At 52.8% G+C, this 26,361-nt stretch carries 20 protein-coding genes; 6 read left to right on the top strand and 14 right to left on the bottom strand.

Going from position 1 to position 26,361, the window contains the following annotated elements:
• Window positions 1–48 precede the first annotated feature (48 nt).
• The gene (locus BM191_RS11295; protein ID WP_092878205.1) at window positions 49–1,893 is read left to right on the top strand and encodes an ATP phosphoribosyltransferase regulatory subunit; all 1,845 of its coding nucleotides are present in this window, start codon (window positions 49–51) and stop codon (window positions 1,891–1,893) included.
• Window positions 1,894–2,026: 133 nt separating this feature from the next.
• Window positions 2,027–4,357, top strand: coding sequence for a Tex family protein (locus BM191_RS11290; protein ID WP_092878203.1), 2,331 nt, complete (start codon window positions 2,027–2,029; stop codon window positions 4,355–4,357).
• 115 nt (window positions 4,358–4,472) lie between these two features.
• Here BM191_RS11290 and BM191_RS11285 read toward each other — a convergent pair whose 3' ends face one another.
• Both BM191_RS11285 and bioH read right to left on the bottom strand, forming a co-directional pair.
• Window positions 4,473–4,739 carry a YdgH/BhsA/McbA-like domain containing protein gene (locus tag BM191_RS11285; protein ID WP_092878201.1) on the bottom strand — a complete coding sequence of 89 codons (267 nt, stop codon included), beginning with the start codon at window positions 4,737–4,739 and terminating at the stop codon, window positions 4,473–4,475.
• Window positions 4,740–4,969: 230 nt separating this feature from the next.
• Window positions 4,970–5,743 carry a pimeloyl-ACP methyl ester esterase BioH gene (gene bioH / locus BM191_RS11280; protein ID WP_092878199.1) on the bottom strand — a complete coding sequence of 258 codons (774 nt, stop codon included), beginning with the start codon at window positions 5,741–5,743 and terminating at the stop codon, window positions 4,970–4,972.
• 34 nt (window positions 5,744–5,777) lie between these two features.
• On the opposite strand from bioH, the gene gntX reads away from it, so the two are divergent.
• Both gntX and nfuA read left to right on the top strand, forming a co-directional pair.
• Window positions 5,778–6,461: a DNA utilization protein GntX gene (gntX, locus tag BM191_RS11275; protein WP_092878197.1), complete on the top strand. Its 684-nt coding sequence runs from the start codon at window positions 5,778–5,780 to the stop codon at window positions 6,459–6,461.
• Window positions 6,462–6,519: 58 nt separating this feature from the next.
• Window positions 6,520–7,095: a Fe-S biogenesis protein NfuA gene (gene nfuA / locus BM191_RS11270; RefSeq protein WP_092878195.1), complete on the top strand. Its 576-nt coding sequence runs from the start codon at window positions 6,520–6,522 to the stop codon at window positions 7,093–7,095.
• A 22-nt stretch (window positions 7,096–7,117) separates the two neighbouring features.
• Here nfuA and malQ read toward each other — a convergent pair whose 3' ends face one another.
• From malQ to glpE, 4 genes are all read right to left on the bottom strand, one after another.
• On the bottom strand, window positions 7,118–9,196 hold the full coding sequence (gene malQ / locus BM191_RS11265) for a 4-alpha-glucanotransferase (protein WP_092878193.1): 2,079 nt from the start codon (window positions 9,194–9,196) through the stop codon (window positions 7,118–7,120).
• Window positions 9,197–9,752: 556 nt separating this feature from the next.
• Window positions 9,753–10,511 (bottom strand): DeoR/GlpR family transcriptional regulator, encoded by a 759-nt coding sequence (locus tag BM191_RS11255; protein WP_092878189.1) that lies wholly within the window; start codon window positions 10,509–10,511, stop codon window positions 9,753–9,755.
• Between the two features lie 44 nt (window positions 10,512–10,555).
• Window positions 10,556–11,374: a rhomboid family intramembrane serine protease GlpG gene (gene glpG, locus BM191_RS11250; RefSeq protein ID WP_092878343.1), complete on the bottom strand. Its 819-nt coding sequence runs from the start codon at window positions 11,372–11,374 to the stop codon at window positions 10,556–10,558.
• Between the two features lie 74 nt (window positions 11,375–11,448).
• Window positions 11,449–11,769 (bottom strand): thiosulfate sulfurtransferase GlpE, encoded by a 321-nt coding sequence (gene glpE / locus BM191_RS11245; protein ID WP_092878341.1) that lies wholly within the window; start codon window positions 11,767–11,769, stop codon window positions 11,449–11,451.
• Between the two features lie 221 nt (window positions 11,770–11,990).
• On the opposite strand from glpE, the gene glpD reads away from it, so the two are divergent.
• Window positions 11,991–13,499: a glycerol-3-phosphate dehydrogenase gene (glpD, locus tag BM191_RS11240; protein WP_092878187.1), complete on the top strand. Its 1,509-nt coding sequence runs from the start codon at window positions 11,991–11,993 to the stop codon at window positions 13,497–13,499.
• 47 nt (window positions 13,500–13,546) lie between these two features.
• Here glpD and glgP read toward each other — a convergent pair whose 3' ends face one another.
• The 6 genes from glgP to asd all read right to left on the bottom strand — a co-directional run bounded on the left by glgP (window position 13,547) and on the right by asd (window position 24,479).
• On the bottom strand, window positions 13,547–15,994 hold the full coding sequence (gene glgP / locus BM191_RS11235; RefSeq protein WP_092878185.1) for a glycogen phosphorylase: 2,448 nt from the start codon (window positions 15,992–15,994) through the stop codon (window positions 13,547–13,549).
• Window positions 15,995–16,015: 21 nt separating this feature from the next.
• Complete coding sequence (gene glgA, locus BM191_RS11230; protein WP_092878183.1) at window positions 16,016–17,449, bottom strand: glycogen synthase GlgA; 1,434 nt, start codon at window positions 17,447–17,449, stop codon at window positions 16,016–16,018.
• Window positions 17,450–17,514: 65 nt separating this feature from the next.
• Window positions 17,515–18,804: a glucose-1-phosphate adenylyltransferase gene (gene glgC / locus BM191_RS11225; protein WP_092878181.1), complete on the bottom strand. Its 1,290-nt coding sequence runs from the start codon at window positions 18,802–18,804 to the stop codon at window positions 17,515–17,517.
• Between the two features lie 10 nt (window positions 18,805–18,814).
• Window positions 18,815–20,791, bottom strand: coding sequence for a glycogen debranching protein GlgX (glgX, locus tag BM191_RS11220; RefSeq protein ID WP_092878179.1), 1,977 nt, complete (start codon window positions 20,789–20,791; stop codon window positions 18,815–18,817).
• Complete coding sequence (gene glgB / locus BM191_RS11215) at window positions 20,788–22,974, bottom strand: 1,4-alpha-glucan branching enzyme (protein WP_092878177.1); 2,187 nt, start codon at window positions 22,972–22,974, stop codon at window positions 20,788–20,790. The genes glgX and glgB overlap by 4 nt, the downstream gene beginning before the upstream one ends.
• Window positions 22,975–23,369: 395 nt before the next feature.
• Window positions 23,370–24,479: an aspartate-semialdehyde dehydrogenase gene (gene asd / locus BM191_RS11210; protein ID WP_092878175.1), complete on the bottom strand. Its 1,110-nt coding sequence runs from the start codon at window positions 24,477–24,479 to the stop codon at window positions 23,370–23,372.
• A 175-nt stretch (window positions 24,480–24,654) separates the two neighbouring features.
• Here asd and BM191_RS11205 point away from each other — a divergent pair, with 175 nt between their 5' ends.
• Window positions 24,655–25,248 (top strand): YhgN family NAAT transporter, encoded by a 594-nt coding sequence (locus BM191_RS11205; protein WP_092878339.1) that lies wholly within the window; start codon window positions 24,655–24,657, stop codon window positions 25,246–25,248.
• On the opposite strand, the gene msrA is transcribed toward BM191_RS11205, so the two are convergent.
• Together msrA and BM191_RS16805 are read right to left on the bottom strand one after the other, a co-directional pair.
• Complete coding sequence (msrA, locus tag BM191_RS11200) at window positions 25,238–25,774, bottom strand: peptide-methionine (S)-S-oxide reductase MsrA (protein ID WP_092878173.1); 537 nt, start codon at window positions 25,772–25,774, stop codon at window positions 25,238–25,240. The two genes, BM191_RS11205 and msrA, sit on opposite strands and share 11 nt — an antisense overlap.
• A gap of 121 nt (window positions 25,775–25,895) precedes the next feature.
• A complete protein-coding gene (locus BM191_RS16805) occupies window positions 25,896–26,072 on the bottom strand; it encodes a hypothetical protein (protein ID WP_177203330.1) in 177 nt (58 codons plus the stop codon).
• Window positions 26,073–26,361 lie beyond the last annotated feature (289 nt).

Here is a 26,361-nt window from a genome sequence, read left to right as displayed (position 1 = left end):
GCCATAATGCCGGAATCGCGCTGAGCAACGAAATTAAACAAGGAAAATATGTCCAGAACCCGACGACTTTTTATTCAGGGTATACCGCATCTGGTTGCCCTGCGCGGACACAACTATTCCCCATTATTTCAGGCGCCAGAAGACTATCACCAATTTCTCAACGATCTGGATGTTGCTCTTGCGCAGTTTGAGGTCAGTCTTTATGCCTATTCTCTGGCATCAGAACACATTTTGCTGCTGTTAGAATCAAGCTCAAAAGAGAGGCTCGGGCGTTTTATGCAGTCGCTTGGCCGTCACTACGTCCCTTGGTATAACCAGCGTTATGGCCGCCGGGGGACGCTATGGGATAATCGGTTCCTTGCCAGCCCGGTCGAACCTGACAGCCACTTTCTTTTAGTCAAAAAATTCGTCGAGCGCAGCAATCAGGAAAAAGACGGCTATCATAGTTTTGCTGATACGCCCACAGAACGTATCACTGCACATGCTGTCTGGCTGGCCTCAGGGGCCACAGCAGACTGTCGTAAAAGGAATTATCAGCAACTTTACCAACAGCCTGTTAACGTCGCGCTGACCAATCGCATTCGCTTTGCGCTTGAGCAGAACTGTCCCATCGCGACTTTACGCTTCACCGAAACAATGGAGCAGCAGTTAGGGAGACCGCTACGCCCACGCCAGTGCGGCCGACCTCGCAAACATGAACGTAGCAAAGTTGAAGAATGGGCCTGGCTGGAAAAACAGGCAGGTCGTATCCTGCAACGCTACAGCTATAACGAAGTGCGTCTGCCTCTACTGGATGAATGGGAAAAAACGCTGGACGATCCGCCTTTCTCACATGAAAACAATCCGGTTGCACTCAATAATCAGGCGCTACTTGCCGGAGACGGTACGCGCGGATGCTTGCGGCTGCTGGCGCAAAATGCCGGGCTACCCGCTAACTGCAAGCTCTGGTATCAGGGGACACTGTTTCGCCGCCCTAATCAGTCGGCCAGGCTTCAACTCAGCTCTCAGCTCGGCGTTGAGGCGTTTGGTTATTCTGGGGTGGCCATTGAACTTGAGCAGCTCATTTTACAATATCGTTTCTTCCAGTTTCTCAAACTCGACGACTATGCCGAGCTACGAATTAACAATCCCGGATCGCCAGAGGAGTACCACCAGTTTCGTCGCGCCCTGTTAAACTACTATCACCCAATCCGTCATCTTCTTACCGCCGCTCAGAGTGAATTATTAGATACACAACCGGAGCTGCTGCTAACAGACCAGGACAGCCTTTTGCAGAGGCTGGCGACCACCGCGCCGTCACTTACCCACTTTCTGTCTGCTTCATCTAAAGCGCGCTTTGAGCATCTCGGCAACGGCCTTAATTGCATGGGGATTCCCTGGATACATGATACGAATATGTACCCTACCAATGACTACTGTCATCTGGTAGCCGAATGGCATAGTGATCGGAGCGCCTACACGGGATTACTGTGTCGCGGTGGGCGTTATGATGGGTGTGCCAGCCGGGTTACCGGGCAGCCAACCTTCGCCTGCGGCTTCGCATTTATGCTGGAGCCTATTATGCACTTGCTTCACGAGGTACGGCGTCCGACACTGCCAGCCAGGAAAGTGGATGTCATACTGATCCCCACGCAAAGTCACGCGCACTCACTCACGTTACATATTGCCGATCAGATACGGCAAGGCTACCCGGACCTCAGCATCGCCAGTGACTTCTCCGCGCTTAAAACCGCAACCCGACAAAAAAATGCCTGTCGTCAGGGAGCACGTTTCATTGTCACCGTCGATGATGAACTCCAACACGTGGTGCTCGACGATCTGGAAAAACAGCGACAGCAGCAGCTTTCCCCTCAAGCGTTACTGATGGCGCTGGGCAGCGCTACAATACTTTAAGCTCGCCGTCACAGATCCAGAATGTGTATTCAGGTTGTAAGAAACAGCTCAAAGCCCGCCTAACGGCTGGCATTTTATCTCTTCAGTCCGTATAACTGTCCCCTGTTTCTTTAGCCACTAAGTATCCGCAAAGATGAGTCATTCGCTAAGCCGCATTATCGCAACCGAATTGCAGGTCCGGGACGAACAGGTTGAAGCAGCCGTTCGTTTGCTGGATGAAGGAAATACCGTGCCCTTCGTGGCGCGTTATCGTAAAGAAGTCACTGGGGGGCTGGACGACACTCAGCTGCGCCAGCTGGAATCCCGCCTCGGTTATTTGCGTGAACTTGAAGAGCGACGCCAGACAATCCTCAAATCCATTGAGGAGCAGGGTAAGCTGACAATCGAGCTTGCCAGAGCGATAGGCGGCACGCTCAGCAAAACCGAACTGGAAGATCTTTACCTGCCCTATAAGCCCAAACGACGTACTCGCGGGCAGATTGCTATCGAAGCTGGTCTTGAACCACTGGCTGACAGCCTGTGGCAGGATCCATCCCAGCAGCCAGAAATCCTTGCACAACGCTACGTTGACAGTGAGAAAGGCGTTGTCGATAGCAAAGCCGCACTGGATGGCGCACGCTATATCCTGATGGAGCGATTTGCTGAAGACGCCAGCCTGCTAGCGAAAGTGCGTGATTACCTGTGGAAAAATGCGCACCTGGTAGCCAAGGTTGTTGAAGGCAAAGAGGAGGCAGGGGCTAAATTCCGCGACTACTTCGATCACCACGAAGCATTGGCTACCGTGCCTTCCCACCGGGCGCTGGCCATGCTGCGCGGGCGCAATGAGGGTGTTTTACAACTGTCACTCAATGCAGATCCCCAGTTTGATGAAGCGCCCCGCGAAAGTCAGGGTGAACAGATTATCACCAGCCACCTTAATCTCCGGCTGAATAACGCCCCGGCCGATAGCTGGCGTAAGGCCGTGGTCGGATGGACATGGCGCATTAAAGTGCTACTCCATCTGGAAACGGAATTAATGGGTGTGGTGCGAGAAAGAGCCGAAGAAGAAGCGATTAACGTTTTTGCCCGCAATTTGCACGACCTGCTAATGGCCGCACCGGCCGGGCAGCGTGCAACCATGGGACTGGACCCCGGACTGCGCACCGGTGTGAAAGTTGCCGTGGTAGACGCCACCGGTAAGCTGGTCGCGACGGATACCATCTATCCACATACCGGCCAAGCCGCTAAAGCGGCGACGGCCGTTGCTGCGCTGTGTGCTCAACACCAGGTTGATCTGGTTGCCATAGGCAATGGCACGGCCTCACGCGAAACCGAACGCTTCTTCCTCGATGTACAGAAACAGTTTCCACACATCCAGGCGCAGAAAGTCATAGTCAGTGAGGCGGGTGCATCGGTGTATTCAGCATCTGAATTAGCTGCGCTGGAGTTTCCCGGACTGGACGTTTCACTACGCGGGGCGGTTTCAATTGCCCGCCGGTTGCAAGACCCACTCGCTGAGCTGGTTAAAATCGAGCCGAAATCAATCGGTGTCGGTCAGTATCAGCATGACGTCACTCAGAGCCTGCTGGCTAAAAAGCTGGATGCCGTGGTGGAAGATTGTGTAAACGCCGTCGGCGTTGACCTGAATACCGCTTCCGTAGCCCTGCTAACACGCGTTGCCGGCCTGAGCAAAGTGATGGCGCAGAACATCGTTAGCTGGCGCGATGATAATGGCCGCTTCCAGGATCGCCAGCAGCTGTTGAAAGTCTCCCGGCTTGGCCCCAAAGCATTTGAACAATGTGCGGGCTTTTTGCGTATTGGTCAGGGTGATAACCCTCTGGATGCCTCTACCGTTCATCCGGAAGCTTATCCGGTGGTGGAACGCATTATGAAGGCTACTCACAAGACGATTAAAGAATTGATGGGCAATGCCGATGTGCTGCGCGCCATCAGGGCCGTCGATTACACCGATGATCGCTTCGGTTTGCCCACCGTTAACGATATTCTAAAAGAGCTTGAGAAGCCTGGACGTGACCCTCGTCCAGAGTTCAAAACGGCACAGTTCGCCGAGGGCATTGATACGCTTAACGATCTTCAACCAGGAATGATTCTGGAAGGTGCGGTAACCAACGTGACCAACTTTGGCGCTTTCGTTGATATCGGCGTCCATCAGGATGGCCTGGTACACATTTCATCGTTGTCGGATAAGTTTATTGACGATCCGCACAAGGTGGTAAAGGCAGGTGACATTGTTAAAGTCAAAGTGATGGAAGTGGATATCCCGCGTAAGCGTATTGCACTGACTATGCGCCTTGACGAGCAGCCCGGTGAGAATGTTAATCGGAAAAGTGGGGCAAATTCAGCGCCGCACGAGCATAACCGCAGCCAGCAAAAAATTAAGCCTCGCGGTCAGACCACCCTGGAGCCAGCAGGTAATAGCGCGATGGGTGATGCCCTGGCGGCCGCATTCGGAAGGAAAAAATAAAATTGCCAGCAATCCGCCCTGGCTCTGATCAGCGCCAGGGTAGCGGATTTGAATGCGAGATCTCTGCGGCCAGCCGCCGGGGAGACACCGGCAATGGCCACAGGCTTAATGCGTGTTACTTGTATACCTCTGCGGTAGCGTGAACATGCCCATTATCGCCCGCAGCAATAACCACAAAGTATTTGCCACCTTTCTCATCTGCTTTTCCCGAAAGGATACGCTTAGCATCCATCGGGCTGAGAGTGGAATTGGTATCGACGGTGCCGATCATTTCAAGCTTCATCTCTTTTGCTTTTTCGCGCGTGATCTCCTGTGCAGCAAAAACGCTAAAAGATAACGTGCTGATGATAGCGGCAGCGGTAAGGGTTTTGAATAATTTCATATTATCTCTCCTGAGCAAATAACGTCCATGCAAGGCCATCTAACCCGTCGGCACAGTTTTGCCCACCAGATAGCAACCTTACGCTGCTAATAGTATTAGTTGTAAATAATAAAAAATAAAGCAAAACCACTCAGTAAATGTGGTGATTTAGTGCTCAGATAGAATTTAACCGCCAGTAGTCCAGTAAAAAACGCGCCAGAGTTTAGCTATCGCCATGACCTGACGTTGCTTTACTGGATGTCAGCAGTAAAATTCAATAAATGGTCGCAAAACTCATGTGGATGAGAAATGAACGGCGCGTGGGCGGCATGAGCGATCACTTTGCTTTGACTACCGGGCCAACATTTATCCAGCAGCTCAGCTACTCGTCTTGGCACCAGGCCATCAAGATAGCCATAGATACGCAGTAAAGGCGTCGACAAATTAATCATCGTCTCACGCAGATCGGCTGTTTTCAGGATTTCCAATCCACCATTCAGCACCTCAAACGCCGGTGAAGGTTGCGCCAGAACGATCTGTTTTAGCGTACGAGTATCCTCACGCGCATTGCGGGTTCCTATTGACTGCAGGCCAATAAATCGCGCTACCGTGCGCGAATAGTTTTCACTGAGCTGACACTGAAAATCTTCAAGCGTACGGGGTTCAATGCCGGGCCAGGCTTCGCTGGCAGCAAAACGGGGCGAAGACGCAACGGTAATCAACGAAGCGATCCGCTCAGGTGCCTGCAATGCCGCCTCGCTCGCCACCAAACCACCCAGCGACCAACCCAGCCATATAGCCCGCTCCGGAGCGCGTTCGAGTAATGTCCCGGCCATCTGTGGAAGTGACATCGCGTCGAATCCCTGGCTTCGGCCATAACCCGGCAGGTCCACAAGATGCAGACGAAATTGTGCACTCAGTCGCGGGACAATGTCGTACCACACTTCGGCGTTCAATCCCCAGCCGTGGAGCAGCACAAGATCGCGATCGCCACTGCCTGAAGTGTGCCAGTAAAGGGAGGTCATCAGTTATGGTCCTTATTTTAACTATGAGGTCACTATGCTAACAATCCCAGCCTGCTGTTGGCTATGCCAGATGCCGCTGCGTCTGCCGCAGCACGGTATATGCAGCGTCTGTCTGGAGGCACTACCCGTGCCACCGTCGGTTTGTCCTCGCTGCGGTCTCCCTGCCAGTAAGCGCAATGTACCCTGCGGTCGCTGCCAGCGGCATCCCCCCCCCTGGCAACGAATGATTCTGGTCAGTGATTATTGTGAACCGCTGCGCAATCAGGTTCATCAGCTGAAATTTTCACAAGGAACCGCACGTGCGGTAATGCTTGCCCGGCTGATTCTGCTAACCTGGTTGGCGTTACGTCGCCAGTATGTTTTACCTCGACCTGACCTCATGCTGACAGTGCCGTTGCACCACAGGCGGGCGTTTAAGCGAGGATATAACCAGCTAGCCCCCCTGGCCCGGCAACTATCGTACTGGAGCCGAATTCCGTGGCAGCCGGAGGCACTGATTCGCTGGCGGGCAGGTAAAATACAGCACCACCTGAGCGCCAGCGCTCGCCGACTTAATATTCGCGGTGCATTTCGCCTTGAAACTAACGTAAGCGGTCTTCATATCGTCCTTCTTGACGATGTGGTAACGACTGGCAGTACCGTCGCTGAGCTGAGCCGCCTGCTGATGCGCGCCGGTGCGGCCAGTGTTGATATATGGTGCCTGTGCCGAACCTTGTGAACAGGCTGGCATCGGCGTATAATAACCAAGTAATTCAGTCAACTATTGAGCAATCACCATGATCCGTATCACTGATGCAGCACAAGAACATTTCGCCAAATTACTTTCAAACCAGGAAGAAGGCACCCAGATTCGTGTGTTCGTTATCAATCCGGGTACACCGACGGCAGAATGCGGCGTTTCCTACTGCCCGCCGGAAGCGGTGGAGGCAACCGATACTGAACTCAAGTTCGATAAACTCTCTGCCTATGTTGATGAGCTGAGCGCCCCCTATCTGGAGGATGCAGAAATCGATTTTGTGACCGATAACCTCGGCTCCCAACTCACATTAAAAGCGCCAAACGCTAAAATGCGTAAAGTCGCTGACGATGCGCCGCTTATTGAACGTGTGGAATATCAACTTCAGGCGCAGATCAACCCGCAGCTTGCCAGCCACGGCGGCCGCGTTTCGCTGATGGAAATTACCGATGAAGGTTATGCCATTCTGCAATTCGGCGGTGGCTGCAACGGCTGTTCAATGGTCGATGTCACGCTGAAAGAAGGTATCGAAAAGGAGCTGATGAATGCTTTTCCGGAGCTAAAAGGCGTTCGCGACCTGACCGAACATCAGCGCGGCGAGCACTCCTTCTATTAAACCAGCCAGGCCAGCGCGATGATTATCGCGCCGGTCCCCTGCTACGCCGTCGGCGATCGACCGCCATTACCAGTTTTTTTATTTCTTTATCGGCGAAAATACCGTCCAGCGGCTGGCTCAACTTACGCCGCCAGTTTGGATATTCATCTACCGTTCCCGGTACGTTGACCGGCAAATGCATCGCCAGCCAGTCTTCAGGCTGCAATCCCAGCAACGCGGATTCAGTTTGGGCCAGAAACAGATGTATTCCCCGACGCAACCCCGGAGACATAGCCATGCGCCGGGCATTTTTTCCCGCGGATGCAGGCAAACAGCCAGCATGATGCAGGGCATTAAGCAGCGCCTGCTTCTGACGCTCACGATCCTCCAATAACGACGGATATACCCCGGCGTCGGAATACATTGCAAGCTTCGCTCCCAGCTGTAAGTCTCTGCGGGTCCAGAAGCCTTCCAACGTAGGGAGATCGTGCGTGCTGGCGCTGGCAATTGCCTGCCGTGCCCAACGCGAAGGGGCACGATAGCGATCCGCTGCGGTCTGCTCAAACCACAGTACTTTCCATGAGTAGACAGCGCTGCGGCGAAGTTTACTGACGACCTGTTGCGGTACTGTGCCGAGATCTTCACCTATCACCATACAGCGATGACGCTGACTTTCCAGCGCCAAAACTGCCAGCAGATCGTCCACCGGATAGCTCACATAGGCACCGTGATCGGCGCTTTTTCCTTTCGGTATCCACCATAGCCGTAGCATCGACATAACATGATCGATACGCAGCGCGCCGCTGCTGGTCATATTGGCGCGCAGAAGGTCGATAAAGGGCTGATAGCCCCGCGCCTGTAAAACCTTTGGGTGTACGGGGGGCAAGCACCAGTTTTGGCCGAGTGGCCCAAGCGGATCGGGTGGTGCACCGACTGAGGCCGCCATACAGTACAGCTCACGATCGCACCATGTTTCAGCGCCACCTTGTGCTACGCCAACGGCCAGATCACGATAGAGGCCGATAGTCATGCCACTTTGCAGGCAGACCTGCCAACAACGATCGTACTGGCGTCGCGCCAGCCACTGTAACCATTGATAAAATTCCAGTGCATTTTGCCGTGGCTGGCAAAATGCTTTCACCGCGTCGCTGTTACCTTGACGCAGCGCTGCCGGCCACTGCTGCCAGTCGCCCCCCGAACCATCGCCGCCGGCCTGTTCAGCTTGTATCAGATCATACGCGGCCTGCTGCCACAAACTATCACCGCCTTGTTCGATGAAGGCAGCAAAAGCTATGCGTTCATCCTCCCCCTCATCACGCTTGCAGAAATAGTGCCAGGCGTGGCGTAATGCAGTCATTTTTAGCGTCGAGACGGCCGTGTAATCGACGAACTGGGTTTCGCGCGCCGCATCAAGCTGGCGCTGCGTTTTTTCACTTCGCCACCAGCGCTGCGCCGAACTGCTCAGCTGAAAATCTTCAACGGCCGGTACGTCGATATAATTGATATTAAGCCAGAGACGCGATGAAGGACTGTAAGGACTGGCGTACTCAGGCAGCGCAGGATAGAGCGCATGCAGCGGATTCAATCCTATAAAATCGCCCCCCCAATCCGCCACCTGACGAATTAGCTGCTGCAGATCGCCAAAATCACCGATTCCCCAATTATTCGCAGAGCGCAGGGTGTAAAGCTGCACCATAACGCCCCAGCGTTTCTCCCCGGCCTTCAATTCTGCGGGTTGGTAACAGCGCGAAGGCGCGATAATGATGCGACAGTGCCACTGCTGTTCCTGTACCATCAGGATCAGTCCGTGATAACCCAACGGCAGCGAGGCCGGTAATTTTATCTCCCCGCCATGCTCGACGCTTCCTCGCCAGCAGCGGCCTTGTTCACTGATGAGTTGCCAGCTACCACCGCGGCTGACCGCAATGCGATTACCCCGACGGCGTGTAAAGACCCTGACCCGTGGCAGCGGCCCGGTTTCTTCGGCAGGAGCCTGCGCCATCGCTGCCAACAGCAAAGTGATGTTTTCATCGCTGACTGTCAGCACCTCACCTTTAGCAGAACGGTATTCATCGATGATCCCGGCCGCCTGTGCGGCCTGATAGATTTCCGGGCTTCTCATTGTGGCTCCAGCTTAACGTTTAGCCTGCCGAGGCGCGGCTGATGCTTATTACCGCGGCCATTGTCGCGTCAGCGCGGCTGAAAACGCGACTTCCTGAATGTTTACCGTGGCATGTACTTTCTCTTTCTCAGGGAAATGAAAAAAGGCACAGCGGGTTCAACAATACATTCCGTTTTAGAATTGCCATCGTGGAGAAAAACTTCTCACGCATCCCGATCCACGTCCGGTTTTATAAAAAAATGCTCATCGGGAAGCCTGGGAGATAATCTGCCCGGCGGGTTATTTCATAAGCATAATCCAGCAACGGTAAAGGCGGATCGTTATCCGGGAAATTTCTTTGAAAAAGCTTCTTTATCCGATACGGTTCTCTCAGCCATGGTGCACCACCTCATCCCGTCTGATTCAGGTGCGTGTACGAGCGATGAAACGTATGTGGTAAGGCGTACGAAGCTTGTCGGGGCGACGTTTAGCACAGGCTTTGCCTGTCAGAGTCATCTAACCTGAAGGGCTTTCAAACGTAAGACGCCAGCGGCATCCGCTGGCCCAGGCGTGGATTTCAGCATAACTCAAGATGAACATCGTACTGTTCAATAACCCGCATAACGCTCTCGGGGGGCGTATCGTTAGTGAACAGATAATCAATCAGACTCATGTTGCCGAGATTAACCATCGCGTTACGGCCAAACTTTGAGTGGTCAGTTACCAGCATCACGCAGCGCGAATTCTCGATAATCGCGCGCTTGGCGCGTACTTCGTGATAATCAAACTCCAGAAGTGAGCCATCCATATCAATCCCGCTGATGCCAAGAATGCCGTAATCAAGGCGAAACTGCGAAATAAAATCGAGGGTAGCTTCTCCCACAATACCGCCGTCGCGTGTACGCACTTCACCACCAGCAAGAATGACGCGAAAATCACTTTTATCCATTAGCAGAGTCGCCACGTTGATATTATTGGTAACAATACGCAGGTTGGTGTGATTCATCAGCGCGTGTGCCACCGCTTCCGGCGTGGTACCGATATCGATAAATAGGGTTGATCCGTTGGCGATCTGGCTGGCAACGCGCTGTGCAATACGCGCTTTTTCCGCCGACCACATCATTTTGCGATCCTGCCAGGCCGTGTTTTCCGAGCTGGAGGGCAGTGCAGCGCCGCCATGATGACGATGGATTTTATTCTGCTCGGCGAGATCATTAAGATCGCGACGAATGGTCTGCGGGCTGACGGCAAAAAACGCCACCAGCTCCTCTGTGCTGACATAGCCTTGTCGGCGCACCAGATCGATGATGGCGTCATGACGTTGGGTCTGCTTCACGAAAGCCTCCTGCTGTTATTTGTTTCTGAGTTGTGGGACTAAAATCAGCGCTGCGCCTGTCTGGTATCAACCCAGGCCATAGCAAGACCCAGCAGCAGCCCGGTAAGATGTGCTGCATTGGCGATAGCCATCCCAAACCAGCCCATGTAGCCGATAAACAACCACAAGATGGCGAACCCCATCAGACCGCGCTCAAGATAAACACCGCTTTCAGGATCCCGTTCGCCTCGTAGCCACGCATAGCCCATCAGCGCGTAAACCACGCCGGAAAGGCCGCCGAACATGACGCCGCTAAAGTGTGCCTGCATCCAGCCGCTAAGCAATGCGGAAATAACCGTCAGTACGAACAGTTTTCCGCTTCCCAGACGCCGTTCGATCAGCCCGCCGATATACCACCACCAGATGAGGTTAAACACGATATGCAATAGCGAGAAATGCAGCAATATGTGAGAAAACCAACGCCACAGCTGAAAATATTGCCCGGCATCAGGCCAGGATAACCAGCTCATGACCACGGTTTCACCCAGCAGCTGCATCAAAATAAACACCAGTACAGCGGCGATCATCATACCGAGAGTGAAAGGACCAGCCCGCTGCCGCAGCATCGGCAAAATCGACGAGGAACGATACTGCAAACTACTACTCGTAGTGCCGCTGTGCCAGCTGGCGGCCTGATAGCGCGGATGATTAGGGTCGCGCACGAAAATGTGCAGTTCGTTTTCAACCGTTTCTCGCTGTACTTCACTCTCCAGCCAGACGGTTACACCGTCGTCATGTTCACCGTGTAGATGAACACCGCGACTGGACATATAGTCGATGAATGCCTGCGCCTGGCGCGGGTTGGTAAAATGCGCAATACGGATCATGCCAGCTTCCATGTTAACCTCAGCAAAAATACAGTATATCTTGCCGACCGGCGATTGCCGACTTAACGAACTTAAGATTCTATTTGTTCCGGGAAGGCCTGCCGCCAGCCTTCAAAACCGCCGTCAACGCTGTACACCGAATCAAACCCCTGAGTAAGCAGATACTCCGCCGCGCTCTTACTACTGACCCCGTGATAGCACATTACCAGCAGCGGCGTTTCAAATTCGGTTTGCTGAAGAAAGGTATTCAGGCTGCTGTTGGTCAGGTGAAATGCACCAACCGCGTGCGCTATTGCGAAACTCTGAGCATCACGAATATCCACCAGACGTACGCCACCCTGTGCCATCATTTCACTGGCCTGTTGCAGGCTGATACATTCAAATTGTTCCATTACATTCATCTCTTTTTTGCCATGATTACGCAGCAGTAGTTTACCGCGAACCCAGCCCACAATAACCTGAATAAGGGAAGGGATATCTGTATCAAATTTGTTATATGAATCACGTCCTAATGTTTTTATTTGGTTAACGCTGGCGCCGATGTTGCTTTGCGAGTACAATGATGCTCGAAAACGAACATTTAAGAACAAATACGAACATCGGAGGAGATGACGTGGAAACCAAAGACTTGATCGTTATCGGGGGCGGTATTAATGGTGCCGGTATTGCGGCTGATGCCGCAGGACGCGGCCTGTCAGTACTCATGCTCGAAGCGCAAGACCTGGCGTGTGCGACCTCCTCTGCCAGCTCCAAACTGATTCACGGTGGACTGCGCTATCTTGAGCACTACGAGTTTCGTCTGGTAAGCGAAGCGCTGGCGGAGCGCGAAGTGCTGTTAAAAATGGCGCCACATATTGCGTTTCCGATGCGCTTTCGCCTGCCCCATCGCCCACATTTGCGTCCAGCCTGGATGATACGCACCGGCCTGTTCATGTATGATCATCTTGGGAAACGCACCAGCCTGCCGGGAAGCAAAAGCTTGCGGTTTGGCTCCGATTCGGTACTCAAGCCAGAGATCGTCCGCGGTTTCGAATATTCAGACTGCTGGGTAGATGATGCGCGGCTGGTGGTTCTTAACGCTCAGGAAGTAGTGCGACACGGCGGTGAAGTGCGCACACGCACCAAAGTAACCCGCGCATGGCGTGAAAACGGCCTGTGGCAGGTCGAGGCGGAAGATATCGACAGCGGAAAAATCGTCACCTGGCAGGCTAAAGGCCTGGTTAACGCTGCAGGCCCCTGGGTTCGCGAACTATTCGATAACAAACTTCAGCTTAAATCGCCGTATGGTATTCGCCTGATTAAAGGGAGCCATATTGTCGTGCCGCGCGTGCATAATCAGAAGCAGGCGTACATTCTGCAAAATGAAGATCACCGTATTGTGTTTGTCATCCCTTGGATGGATGCGTTTTCCATCATTGGCACCACGGACGTCGAGTATAAAGGCGCTCCACAGGATGTTTGTATCGATGACAACGAAATTGATTATCTTCTGAGAGTTTATAACGCGCACTTCAGGCAGACGCTGAGTAAAGAGGATATCGTCTGGAATTACTCCGGCGTGCGCCCACTGTGTGATGATGAATCAGATTCGCCGCAGGCCATTACTCGCGATTACACTCTCGACGTTCATGATGAAAACGGCAAGACGCCGCTGCTTTCTGTGTTCGGCGGTAAACTGACAACTTACCGTAAGCTTGCCGAACATGCACTGGAAAAGCTGGCAAAATACTATCCAAATGCTGGCCCCGCATGGACGCGTCACGCTGTATTATCGGGTGGTAACTTCATCGGCAGCCGTGAAGATTACGCTAACAGCCTTCGTCGCCGCTATCCGTTCATCAGCGAGACGCTGGCCCGTCATTATGCCCACACCTATGGTAGCAATACTGAGATACTGCTCGGTGAAGCGACCACGCTGGAACAGCTGGGCGAGAATTTTGGTCATGAATTCTATGAAGCGGAACTGCGCTATCTGGTGCAGCATGAGTGGGTGCGTGAGCTGGATGACGCCATCTGGCGCCGGACTAAGCAGGGTATGTGGTTGAATGATGCGCAGAAAGCCCGTATCCGCGAATGGCTGGATAGTCACAGCGAAGCACTGATCCTGGCCATCGCCTCCTGAAAACCCGATAACGTAGAAGCGGGGGCTTTTCCCACGCTTCTATTTCTTTAAAGCTGCACAGGTTTAATTGACCAGATCTCATCGGCATACTCCTGAACAGTGCGGTCCGAAGAGAAAAACCCCATGCTGGAAATATTAAGTAGCGCCTTACGCGTCCACTCCTCGTGGTTACGGTACAGATCGTCAACTCTATCCTGGGTATCCACATAGCTGCGATAATCCGCCAGCAGCTGATAGTGATCTCCGAGGTTCACCAGTGAATCAAAAATATTACGATAGCGCCCCGGCTCCTGCGGGCTGAACACCCCGGTCGCAATTTGTGTCAGCACCTGATGCAGCGCTTGATCCTGTTCATAAAACGCGTGCGGGTTATAGCCATTGCGGCGCAGCGCGTCCACCTGTTCAGTGGTATTACCAAAAATAAATATATTCTCTTCACCCATGTGCTGGCGCATTTCGACATTAGCGCCATCCAGAGTACCTATGGTCAGGGCGCCGTTCAGCGCAAACTTCATGTTACTGGTGCCAGACGCTTCCGTACCGGCAGTGGAAATTTGTTCGGAAAGATCAGCCGCTGGAATAATGATCTGCGCCAGACTTACGCTGTAGTTGGGAATAAAGACGACTTTCAGCTTATTTTTAACCTGAGGATCGTTATTTATCACCGCCGCCACGTCATTAATCAAATGGATAATATGCTTTGCCATGTAATAAGCTGAAGCAGCTTTACCGGCAAAAATACACACGCGTGGCACCCAGTTACCTTGCGGTTCGGCTTTGATGCGGTTATAGCGGGTGATAACCTGGAGGACATTAAGCAGCTGACGTTTATATTCATGTATACGTTTAATCTGGACATCAAACAGCGCGTTAGGATCCAGCACGAGATCCATTTTCTGAGCGATATATTGCGCCAGGCGTTTTTTATTGGTCAGCTTGGCATCGGCAATGCGTTGGATAAAGGCTGGATAGTCAATGTACTGTTTTAGCTCTTCCAGCTGGCTGAGATCGGTGCGCCACGTCTTACCAATAGTATCATCCAGCACGGAAGAGAGAGATGGATTCGCCAGTGCCAGCCAGCGTCTCGGCGTGATGCCATTGGTCTTGTTGCAAAAGCGCCCAGGAAACAAACGGGCAAAGTCAGCAAACAGCGACTGAACCATCAAATTTGAGTGCAAATCTGATACGCCATTCACCTTGTGACTCACCACCACGGCCAGCCACGCCATGCGCACCTGGCGACCATTACTTTCATCGATAATTGAAATACGTGACTGCAAATCCCAGTCATCGGGATAGTGTTCGTTGATGGTTTTCAGGAAATAGTCGTTAATTTCAAAAATTATCTGTAAATGACGAGGCAGAATTTTACCCATCATATCCACCGGCCATCTTTCCAGCGCTTCCTGCATCAGGGTATGGTTGGTGTAGGAAAATACCTGGCAGGCTACCTCAAAAGCATCATCCCAGCCAAATTTATGGTCATCAACCAGCACCCGCATTAGCTCCGGAATTGCCAGTACCGGATGAGTATCATTAAGGTGAATAGCGATTTTATCCGACAGATTGTCGAAGGTCTGATGCATAATCCAGTGACGGTTGAGGATATCCTGTACCGTAGCGGAGACCAAAAAATACTCCTGCCGCAGACGCAGCTCGCGACCGGAGTAGGTCGAATCATCAGGGTAGAGCACGCGTGAGACGTTTTCTGAATGATTTTTGTCTTCGACGGCGGCAAAGTAATCGCCCTGATTAAACTTACCGAGGTTAATTTCATTGCTGGCCTGTGCCCCCCACAGCCTCAGCGTATTGGTTGCATCGGTATCATAGCCCGGAATGATCTGATCAAAGGCAGTCGCCAGCACCTCTTCGGTCTCTACCCAGCGAACGCGGCTTCCCTCATGCTGTAAGCGCCCGCCAAAACGCACCTTGTAACGTGTGTTGTAACGTTGGAATTCCCAGGGATTTCCGTATTCCAACCAGTAATCCGGTGATTCCGCCTGGCATCCATCGATAATATTTTGTTTGAACATGCCGTAATCATAGCGAATACCATAGCCGCGCCCCGGCAGGCCAAGTGTCGCCAGAGAATCAAGAAAACAGGCCGCCAGACGCCCTAACCCACCGTTACCCAGACCAGGGTCGTTCTCTTCTTCGATTAGCTCAGCCAGGTCCAACCCCATCTCTCTTAGCGCCATGTCAGTGTCTTCATACATCCCTAACGCCAGCAGCGCATTCGACAGTGAACGGCCAATAAGAAACTCCATCGACAGGTAATAAACCTGGCGTACATCCTGTGACAGCTGAGCACGATTTGAGCGTAACCAACGCTCGACCATGCGGTCGCGTATCGCGAGCAACGCGGCGTTGAGCCATTCATGTTTATTGGCAGCCGCCGGATCTTTGCCAATAGTAAACATCAATTTATAAGCAATTGAGTGTTTCAAGGCGTCTACGCTAAGCGTCGGCGACGAATAGGAAAACGGTGCGTTCATATTGGCTACCCTCTGAACTGGTTACAACAAGCGTTGATAAAGATCGCGATACGCTACGGCAGCAACTTGCCAGCTGAAATCCATGCCCATTGCCTGGCGCTGAACATAACGCCACAGGCTGGGCCGAGACCAAAGTACAAAGGCACGCCGGATAGCACGCTGCAGAGAGCTGGCGTTACTGTCTTCAAAACTGAATCCGCTGGCGATACTATCGGCAAGATTCTCCAGTGAAGCGTCATTTACCGTATCCGCCAGGCCACCGGTTCGCCTCACCAGCGGCAACGTGCCATATTTAAGGCCATAAAGCTGCGTCAGTCCGCAAGGTTCAAAGCGGCTGGGCACCATAATCACGTCGGCGCCCCCAATGATGCGGTGAGAAAAGGCTTCGTGATAGCCAATCTGGACGCCGACTTGCCCCGGATGTTCTGCCGCTGCAGCTAAAAATCCCTGCTGCAATACGGCATCGCCAGCACCAAGCAAAACCAGCTGCCCTCCCTGCTCCAGCAGGCCCGGCAGCGCCTCCAGCACCAGATCCAACCCTTTTTGCTTCGTCAGGCGGCTAACAACGGAGAAGATCAGCATTTTTTCATCGATTTTCAGGCCCATCGCCACCTGTAGCTGGCGTTTATTTTCCAGCTTGGATTCCAGCGTATCGCGGTTGTAGCGTGCGGTGAGTAACAAGTCGTAGGTCGGATCCCAGATCGCCGGGTCCACCCCATTCAGAATACCGCTCAGACGACCTTCAGACAGACGCTGCTGGAGCAACCCCTCCATGCCGTATCCAAACTCAGGTAAGGTTATCTCTTTAGCGTAGGTCGGACTGACCGCCGTGATATGGTCGGCGTAAAACAGTCCCGCTTTGAGATAAGAAATCTGATTATAGAACTCCAAACCATACAGGTTGAAAAATGAGGGCGGTAGCTGGATCTGCGCCAGATGGTGAGCCGAGAATAGCCCCTGATAAGCAAGATTATGTACGGTGAACACCGATTTTGCCGGGCGACCGCGCGCGGCCAGATAAGCGCAAGTCAGACCTGCATGCCAATCATGGGCATGCACAATATCAGGACGCCAGTAGGTATCCAGCCCACAGGCTATTTCACAGCCCACCCATCCCAGCAGCGCAAACCGTAGATAGTTATCGGTGTAGTCATATTGAGATTCATCATGGTACGGACTACCTGGCCGATCGTAGAGCCCCGGCGCATCAATCAAATAAATACCCACCCCGTTAAACTGGCCGAAGCGCAGCTCAACATAGCCGGCAAAGGTTTGCAGCGTCGCCACGCTTTGCGTATCAACAATGCCTTTTTTCAGGTCGGGAAATGCGGGAAGCAGCACTCTGACATCTGATCCATCAGCAATCTGGGCCGCCGGCAAAGCGCCAATGACATCTGCTAGGCCGCCCGTTTTTAACAGCGGAAATATTTCCGAACATACGTGTAGCACCTGCATTATCGGCTCCTTACCAAGTGCAATGGTATCCCTGCAAAGCGGGGAATTTTATAATGTTCAGTCTGTTAAATGTCTTGGCTGGCCAGCATGCTGCGTGTTACCAGCACTATCCCTTCTTCGGAACAATAGAAACGTTTGCGGTCCTCGTCCGGGTTCTCTCCAATCACCATCCCTTCAGGTAACTCACAGGCGCAGTCGATGATACAGCGGCTCAGGCGACATGCGCGGCCAACCACCACATCAGGCAGCAGAACGGAAGAATCGATAGCGCAGAAGCCACGCACCCGCACGCGCGCAGACAACACCGAATGCATCACCCGCGAGCCGGATATAATGCAGCCGCCGGAAACCAGTGAATTCATCGTCATGCCATGATTACCTGAGCAATCCTGAACGAATTTTGCAGACGGCAGCGGTTCGGTATGTGTGTGAATCGGCCACTGATGATCATCGATGCCCAGCGCCGGCGTAGACGAGGCTAAATCGAGATTCGCCCGCCAGTAAGCTTCCAGCGTGCCGACATCGCGCCAGTAGGGCTTAGCACTTTTATCAGCAGGAACGCATGACAGCGCAAAAGAGTGAGCATGAGCTTTACCGCTGGCGACAATTTTTGGCAGCAGATCTTTACCAAAATCATGCTCAGATGTTTCATCGGCCTGATCATCTTCCAGCAGCTGATAGAGATAATCGGCGTTGAAAATGTAAATTCCCATGCTAACGAGTGAGTGTGTGTCATCGTCAGGCATTGGTAAAGGATTCTCCGGCTTCTCAATAAAATTCACCACCCGGTTATTTTTATTTATCGCCATCACGCCGAACGCACCGGCCTCAGTGATGGGTACTGGCAGGCAAGCGATAGTGCAGAAAGCGCCGCTTTCGACGTGATCGCGCAGCATGCGCGAATAGTCCATCTTGTAGATATGATCTCCGGCGAGGATCACGATGTATTGGGCGTGATAGCGACGGATAATAGCGAGATTCTGCCTGACCGCATCGGCGGTGCCGCGGTATTTACCGCCGCTAGAAAATCGCTGTTGCGCCGGTAACAGATCAATTGATCCGTTGATTTCCTTATTAAACAACGACCAGCCGCGCTGAATATGCTGCACAAGGGTATGAGACTGATATTGCGTGAGAACGCCAATACGGCGAATACCTGAGTTAATGCAGTTTGAGAGTGCAAAATCGATGATGCGAAATTGCCCACCAAAATGAACCGCTGGCTTAGCACGATCGGCGGTCAGATCTTTTAATCTCGATCCGCGCCCGCCTGCCAGGATTAGCGCCACAGTCTTGCCCGAAAGCTGTCTGGCCTGCATCAGGTTATCGGTATCGCTTTGGATCAACTTAACCATGTCTGTTCCCTCATACCCTTTCTTGGAACACGCAAATACCGCCAGCAGGACTGCGCCATACCGTTTGCGTTTCCTCGCTGTGTTCTGCGGCAAAAGGAGACGCAACGTTCCAGTTTCCTGCGGGAAGCCGGAGCTCGCGCTCACGGTCGCTGGCATTCAGCGTAATCAGCCAATGCTGCGACAGGCGGATCTGCAGCAGATTAGGCCCCTTGCCCCATCCCGCCGCATCCATCGGCATACCTTCTGAATTAAGCCATTCAACGTGACCGTCACCGTCCTGCCACCAGCGATCGGCCGTCAGCGCCGGGATACGGCGTCTTAAATCAATCAGCTCAGCGACGAAAGTAAACAGTTCGTGGTCCCGATGCTGCCAGTCAAGCCAGGTCATCGCGTTATCCTGGCAATAGGCATTGTTATTACCCTGCTGCGAGTGACCAGATTCATCGCCCGCTAACAGCATAGGTGTACCTTGTGCAAGTAACAGCGTGGTTAACAGTGCTTTGGCGCTGCGCCGCCGCTGTATCTGCACGGATTCGTCAGCGTCCAGCCCCTCAACACCATAATTATTGCTGAAATTGGCATCATGGCCGTCACGGTTATCTTCGCCATTGGCCTGATTATGCTTGTGGTTGAAGCTAACCAAATCGCGCAGCGTGAATCCGTCATGCGCACAGATATAATTGATGCTGGCAGATGGAAGACGTTCGCCGCGTTGAAACAGGTCACTGGAGGCGGCGAAACGACGGGCAAACTCCCCTTTGCCCACCTCACCCTTAAGCCAGAAGCGCCGCATGACATCACGAAATTGGTCATTCCACTCAGCAAAGAGCGTCGGAAAATTGCTGACCTGATAGCCATTCGGGCCGATGTCCCACGGCTCCGCGATCACTTTAATGCCAGAAAGCAGCGGGCAAGCGGCCATCGCCTCAAACAGCGGTGCATTCTGACGAAAGTCTGGCACCCGGCCCAATACCGTTGCCAGATCAAAGCGAAAACCATCGACCTGAAAGTCACTCACCCAATATCGCAAACAATCGAGTATGCTTTCGACAACCTGCGGATGAGTCAGATTGCGTACATTGCCGCAGCCGGTCCAGTTTTGATACTCGCCGCCCTCAGTCAGCCAGTAATAATGCTTATTATCGATGCCGCGTAGCGACAGCATCGGCCCACTCTCTTCCAGTTCGGCAGTGTGATTAAACACCACGTCGAAAATCACCTCGATACCGGCCTGATGCAGGCTCTTGATGGCTGTTTTAAGCTCACAGAGCGGATCATCAGTGCTGGCATAGCGGCCATCAGGTGCCCAGGATGCCAGGGTGTTATAACCCCAGTAGTTGCTAAGTCCCCTTTGCTGTAAGCGCGGTTCGCTGGCAAAGCAGGCGATCGGTAGCAGCTCAAGGGTACTGACTGATAGCGCTTTCAGGCTGTCGATGAGCGCCGGATGGCCGAGGGCGGCATAACGCCCGCGCAGAAGCGGTGGAATGCCCGGATGATGACGCGTCAGCCCGCGCACGTGGGCTTCATAGATAACCGTTTCGCCCCAGGGAACACAGGGGCGTCCGACACCCTGCCAGTCAAACTGGCCGTCAACGACTACGCTCTTTGGTGCCAGAGCTGCATTGTCGTGAGGATCGGGACAGCCATCGCCGCCGTGAAAAAGCGGATCGTCAACAACGTTGCCGTCTACCAGACGTGCGCAGGGATCAAGCAGCAGCTTCGCCCGGTTAAAACGGTGACCTTGCTGCGGCGCCCACGGGCCGTCAACGCGGTAACCATAGCGCTGGCCCGGCCCGATACCGTCCAGATACCCCTGCCAGATACCGTTGCTACGCTGCGTCAAAGCGTGCTGCGTTTCTTCTCCGGATATGTCAAAAAGACAGAGGGTGACGCCTCTGGCGTGCCTGGAGAACAGCGTGAAATTGACCCCCCGGCCGTCCCAGTAGGCACCTTGTGGAGCATCAGCATCTGAACGCACGATGCTCATGTCACCTCCCTCAGCAGCCAGAGCGTTGCCAACGGCGGTAGCGTTAGCGCCATCGAATAAGGGCGGCCATGACTGGCGATATCGTCGCTGTACACGGTGCCCATATTGCCAGTATTACTACCGTGATAGCGCTCAGCATCGCTGTTTAACACTTCACGCCATACCCCTTGATGATTCACACCAACGCGATAATGATGGCGCGTGACAGGGGTGAAATTGCTGGCAACAATCAGCTCATTACCGGTCCGATCGCGACGTACGAAAACCAGCACTGAGTTTTCTGCATCATCGGCCACCAGCCATTCAAAGCCATGAGGGTCGAAATCACATTGGTGCAATGCCGGTACATCGCGGTAAAGATGATTAAGATCGCGCACCAGACGTTGAACACCGTGATGCCAGTTGTCATCGCCCTCCAGCAGATGCCAGTCAAGACTGCTATCGTGGTTCCATTCACGTCCCTGAGCGAACTCATTGCCCATAAACAGCAATTTTTTGCCCGGAAAACCGAACATCCAGCTGTAATAAGCACGCAGATTGGCAAATTTCTGCCACGCATCACCCGGCATACGATCCAGAAGAGAGCGCTTGCCATGAACGACCTCATCATGGGAAAGCGGCAGAACAAAGTTCTCGTTGTAATGATAAAGGATGCCGAAGGTCATCAAATTATGATGATAACGACGGTGAATCGGGTCGAGCTTCATGTAATCAAGGGTGTCATGCATCCAGCCCAGGTTCCATTTAAACCAAAACCCCAGCCCACTCATTTCAGGGGGCCGTGAAACACCGGGATAATCGGTAGACTCCTCCGCCAGCGTGATAGATCCCGGCGCCGTATGGCCAAGCGTATGGTTGGTGTAGCGCAGGAAAGAGACCGCCTCAAGATTCTCGCGGCCACCGTAATAATTGGGTATCCACTCCCCTTCAGCGCGACTGTAATCACGGTAGATCATGGACGCTACCGCATCGACGCGCAATCCATCAAAACCAAAACGCTCAATCCAGTACAACGCGTTGCCTGCGAGATAGTTACGCACTTCCCGACGGCCAAAGTTATAGATCTGAGTATTCCAGTCCTGATGAAAGCCCTCGCGCGGGTCGCTATGCTCGTACAATGCCGTACCATCAAATTGGGCCAGGCCAAAGTCATCTGACGGAAAATGGCCGGGAACCCAGTCAAGCAATACGTTAAGACCGGCCTGATGGGCGGCGGCGATAAAAGCAAGAAACTCATCGCGTGTGCCAAATCGCCGGGTGGGAGCGTACATCCCGAGCGGCTGGTAGCCCCAGCTACCATCAAAAGGGTGTTCATTAATTGGCATCAGCTCAAGGTGCGTGAAACCCATCTCAACCGCATAGGGAACTAACTGCTCGGTCAGTTCCTGGTAACTCAGCCAGAAATTGTTGTCGGTATGGCGCCGCCAGGAGCCGAGATGCACCTCATAAATTGAGATGGGCGCATCGAAACCGTTGGCACGCTTACGCGCCTCGCTCATGTCGACTTTTTCCGGTAGCCCGCAAATCATGGAGGCCGTTTCCGGGCGCATCTGCGCTTCAAAAGCGAAGGGATCGGCTTTCAATCGCAGCTGCCCTTTAGCATCGATCAGCTCAAACTTATAAAGCTGCCCCTGACGCGCCCCGGGAATAAACAACTCCCAGACGCCGTTCTCAATGCGCTGACGCATCGGATGGCGACGACCATCCCAGTAATTGAACTCGCCAACGACCGACACGCGCCGGGCGCTCGGCGCCCAGACGATAAACCGCGTACCGCTAACGTCATCAATCACACAGGGGTGCGCCCCCATCGCTTCGTATGGGCGCAAATGCGTACCCTCGGCCAACAGCCAACTGTCCATTTCCGCCAGCAGCGTACCAAAACGATAGGCGTCATCAATAAGGTTCTGCTGGCCATGCCAGGTAACCGCCAGCTGATAACGAAACGCTTTTTTCCGCCGTGGTACCACGCCCTGGAAGTAGCCTCTTGCATCAAGGCAGGCAAGCTGGATGCATTTGCGCCCGGTCGAGGTTTCAATCACCCATACTTCGCTGGCATCCGGCAGCAACGCACGAACCTCCAGCCCGCGCGTGGTCAGATGCATACCAAGTAATGAAAAAGGATCGGCATAATGACCTGAGATCAACGCATCAATGGCGCGATGATCGCGATGTTCTGACATGGCTCTCTCTTCCTGGGGTCGGTGGCAGCTAATTGCATTTCGCTGTAAGAACCTACCTAAGCTGCACGTTTTGTAAGTCAGACTAAGCCAGCATCAGGCCGGGCAAGAATTCCCATACGGTGTCAATTGCAAATCAGGTTTGCAGTAGAAAGTCGTATTGTTAAAGCATAGCCAGCTGATTAATAAATCAGGGATTGAATAACAAAAATTTTTAATGCCAACGGCAGAATGAGTCCCGGCGGGCAAAAATCGAAAAGGCGTCGCGGATTTGACGGAAGATATTTTGCTCAGATGCTACGGCAGTGATGCCATTTAGTGGTCAGAATAAGATATGAAGGCAATCGCGGGACAGGGCAAAAACCGGGGTAATTTCCGGTTTTTGCCGGGATAAATTTTTAGTCAACCAATAAACGCAGCATACGACGCAGTGGTTCCGCCGCGCCCCACAGCAGCTGATCACCCACGGTAAAGGCCGACAGATACTCCGGCCCCATATTCAGCTTACGCAGGCGACCAACCGGCGTTGCCAGGGTTCCCGTAACCGCCGCAGGCGTTAGCTCACGCAGAGTTATTTCGCGATCGTTTGGAACCACCTTAACCCAATCGTTATGATCGGCCAGCATTTGTTCAATTTCAGTCAGCGGGATGTCTCTTTTCAGCTTAAGCGTAAACGCCTGGCTGTGGCACCGCAGAGCGCCGACGCGTACGCACAGGCCGTCCACAGGAATGAGATTACGCGTTGCCAGAATCTTATTGGTTTCAGCCTGGCCTTTCCACTCTTCGCGGCTCTGACCGTTTTCCAGCTGTTTATCAATCCAGGGGATCAAGCTTCCAGCGAGCGGAACGCCAAAGTTATCGGTCGGTAACACGCCGCTGCGCGACATCTCTGTTACTTTCTGTTCGATATCCAGTATGGCTGATGATGGATTCTGTAAAGCCTCGGCTACGCCGTTGTGCAGCAGCCCCATCTGAATCAGTAGTTCGCGCATGTGGCGCGCGCCGCCGCCAGAGGCCGCCTGATAGGTGGCGACAGAGGCCCACTCCACCGCCTCGTTAGCAAACAACCCACCCAGCGACATCAGCATCAGGCTGACAGTGCAGTTGCCACCAACAAAAGTTTTGATGCCTCTGTCCAGCCCCTGGCTGATCACCTGATGGTTAACCGGATCGAGAATAATAACCGCATCGTCTTTCATGCGCAGCGTTGACGCGGCGTCGATCCAATAGCCTTGCCAGCCCGCACTGCGCAACTTAGGATAAATCTCGGTCGTGTAGTTGCCGCCCTGGCAGGTAATAACAATGTCCAGTGCTTTTAACGCTTCAATATCGTAAGCATCTTGCAGCGTTCCTCCTTCTCGACCGTGAAAAGACGGTGCGGTGGAACCATGCTGAGATGTTGAGAAAAAGATCGGGCGGATCGCGTCAAAATCGCGCTCTTCGCTCATACGTCGCATCAGCACAGAACCTACCATGCCGCGCCAGCCTACAAGACCTACTGTTTTCATTCTACACCTGTCCCTTTGGATGCGTTTCCTTGCATCGTATAATTTGGTTTACCTCTGACAAACAACTCTACAAAATGCAGCACAGCAGGCAAGTGAATAAATTCGATAAGGCCTGTTTTTTTTGCAATGCTGCTTATAACGCCTGAAACAGGCGAACATTTAGAGAATGGCAACGATGAGTGAAATGATCTCGGCAACAGTATTATTGTTGCTAATTATGGACCCACTGGGCAATTTACCGATTTTTATGTCGGTTCTTAAACATCTGGAGCCAAAACGTCGGCGGATAGTCCTGATTAGGGAACTGCTGATAGCGCTGGCAATTATGCTGCTATTTTTATTTGCTGGTGAAAAAATTCTCGCGTTTCTCAACCTGAGAACTGAAACCGTTTCTATTTCCGGCGGAATTATCCTGTTTTTAATCGCGATACGGATGATTTTTCCGGTGCATGATAACCCTAGCAGCGGCCTTTCCGCTGGCGAAGAGCCTTTTCTGGTTCCGCTCGCCATCCCGTTAGTTGCCGGGCCGTCGCTGCTGGCAACACTGATGCTACTGTCGCATCAGTACCCGCATCAGATGAGTTATCTGGTCGGCGCGTTGCTGATTGCATGGGGTCTTACCGCACTTATTCTGCTACTTTCGGGGCTTTTTCTACGGCTGCTGGGTGAGAAGGGAGTCAATGCGCTCGAACGTCTGATGGGGCTGATTTTGATCATGCTTGCCACCCAGATGTTTCTGGATGGCATCCGGACCTATCTCAAGCTTTAGTCAGCCGACTGCCAAACTGTTTTTTTAGCTTTTGCAGTTTAGGGGGAATAACCGCCAGACAATAACCATTTTGCTGGCCTTCCCCCTGCCAGTAATCCTGGTGATATCCCTCAGCTGCATACCAAATGCTCGCAGGTTCGATCGCCGTAACAAGGGGATCACTATAATCGGCCTGCGCGCGCTGTAAGGCATCTTCTGCCGCCTGCCTCTGCGACGCATTCTGTGGGAATATCGCCGAGCGATACTGAGTACCGATGTCGTTACCCTGCCGGTTCAGCTGTGTTGGATCGTGTATCGCAAAAAAGATATCCAGCAGATCGCTGTAAGCGATCTTACTGGCGTCAAATCCTATGCGGATTGCTTCTGCATGGCCGGTCTCACCGGAGCAGACCTCACGATAGGTCGGGTTTTCCGTATGGCCTCCGGTGTAACCGCTCTCGACGCTCAGCACGCCATCAATTTGCTTATATACTGCCTCCGTACACCAGAAGCAACCGCCAGCCAATACAGCATATTCAGTCGACATTTATTCTCCCCAGTTTTTAGTTTCTCCGCGTCACCTCAGGCTAAGGGACGTGCGCCAGCATTTTCGCCCGACTCACCGCCAATACGGCTCTGAACCGGCCACGGTGACATAGGCAGATCTATCATTTTTCCAGCCCGCCGGGGTACTGGCGTTGGCGTCCGAACCGATCGATATATTGTTCCATCACCGCCCGGTTTATTCGTAGACTTAGCGTAGAGCAAGAGTGCTTTAGCGACGGTAGCGAAGTTGCTTCATCGCCATACCGCCAGAAAAGATCCTGCGCTTTATCAGCCACCATCTCACGCCTCAGCCGAAACCGCCCGGATGTTTAAATTATCAATCACCATAAAATTAATCAACTTCGCTTTAATCACCATTAAGCTTCTTTTTCTCGCCGTTACATAAGCATCAGAAAAAAATTTAAAGTCTTATTATTCATGAGAGTAGACGTATATTTAGTCATTATAAAAAACGACTGCGACGTATATCCCCCCTACATTTTATATCGGCCGTTAATCAACCAGCGATGAAATATCCAGACTGCAAATTAAGCCTGATCATCACTCAATTATTATCAAAAACTGACC

Source organism: Izhakiella capsodis (assembly GCF_900115045.1).
Taxonomy (GTDB): Bacteria; Pseudomonadota; Gammaproteobacteria; order Enterobacterales; family Enterobacteriaceae; genus Izhakiella; species Izhakiella capsodis.
This window is presented reverse-complemented; position numbering and strand designations above follow the sequence as displayed.

Bases quoted from the DNA above. Each gene is read 5' to 3' on its own strand.
- BM191_RS11295 (WP_092878205.1), top strand. From the start codon at position 49: ATGTCCAGAACCCGACGACTTTTTATTCAGGGTATACCGCATCTGGTT.
- BM191_RS11290 (WP_092878203.1), top strand. From the start codon at position 2,027: ATGAGTCATTCGCTAAGCCGCATTATCGCAACCGAATTGCAGGTCCGG.
- BM191_RS11285 (WP_092878201.1), bottom strand. From the start codon at position 4,739: ATGAAATTATTCAAAACCCTTACCGCTGCCGCTATCATCAGCACGTTA.
- bioH (WP_092878199.1), bottom strand. From the start codon at position 5,743: ATGACCTCCCTTTACTGGCACACTTCAGGCAGTGGCGATCGCGATCTT.
- gntX (WP_092878197.1), top strand. From the start codon at position 5,778: ATGCTAACAATCCCAGCCTGCTGTTGGCTATGCCAGATGCCGCTGCGT.
- nfuA (WP_092878195.1), top strand. From the start codon at position 6,520: ATGATCCGTATCACTGATGCAGCACAAGAACATTTCGCCAAATTACTT.
- malQ (WP_092878193.1), bottom strand. From the start codon at position 9,196: ATGAGAAGCCCGGAAATCTATCAGGCCGCACAGGCGGCCGGGATCATC.
- glpE (WP_092878341.1), bottom strand. From the start codon at position 11,769: ATGGAACAATTTGAATGTATCAGCCTGCAACAGGCCAGTGAAATGATG.
- glgP (WP_092878185.1), bottom strand. From the start codon at position 15,994: ATGAACGCACCGTTTTCCTATTCGTCGCCGACGCTTAGCGTAGACGCC.
- glgA (WP_092878183.1), bottom strand. From the start codon at position 17,449: ATGCAGGTGCTACACGTATGTTCGGAAATATTTCCGCTGTTAAAAACG.
- glgC (WP_092878181.1), bottom strand. From the start codon at position 18,804: ATGGTTAAGTTGATCCAAAGCGATACCGATAACCTGATGCAGGCCAGA.
- glgX (WP_092878179.1), bottom strand. From the start codon at position 20,791: ATGAGCATCGTGCGTTCAGATGCTGATGCTCCACAAGGTGCCTACTGG.
- glgB (WP_092878177.1), bottom strand. From the start codon at position 22,974: ATGTCAGAACATCGCGATCATCGCGCCATTGATGCGTTGATCTCAGGT.
- asd (WP_092878175.1), bottom strand. From the start codon at position 24,479: ATGAAAACAGTAGGTCTTGTAGGCTGGCGCGGCATGGTAGGTTCTGTG.
- BM191_RS11205 (WP_092878339.1), top strand. From the start codon at position 24,655: ATGAGTGAAATGATCTCGGCAACAGTATTATTGTTGCTAATTATGGAC.
- msrA (WP_092878173.1), bottom strand. From the start codon at position 25,774: ATGTCGACTGAATATGCTGTATTGGCTGGCGGTTGCTTCTGGTGTACG.
- BM191_RS16805 (WP_177203330.1), bottom strand. From the start codon at position 26,072: ATGGTGGCTGATAAAGCGCAGGATCTTTTCTGGCGGTATGGCGATGAA.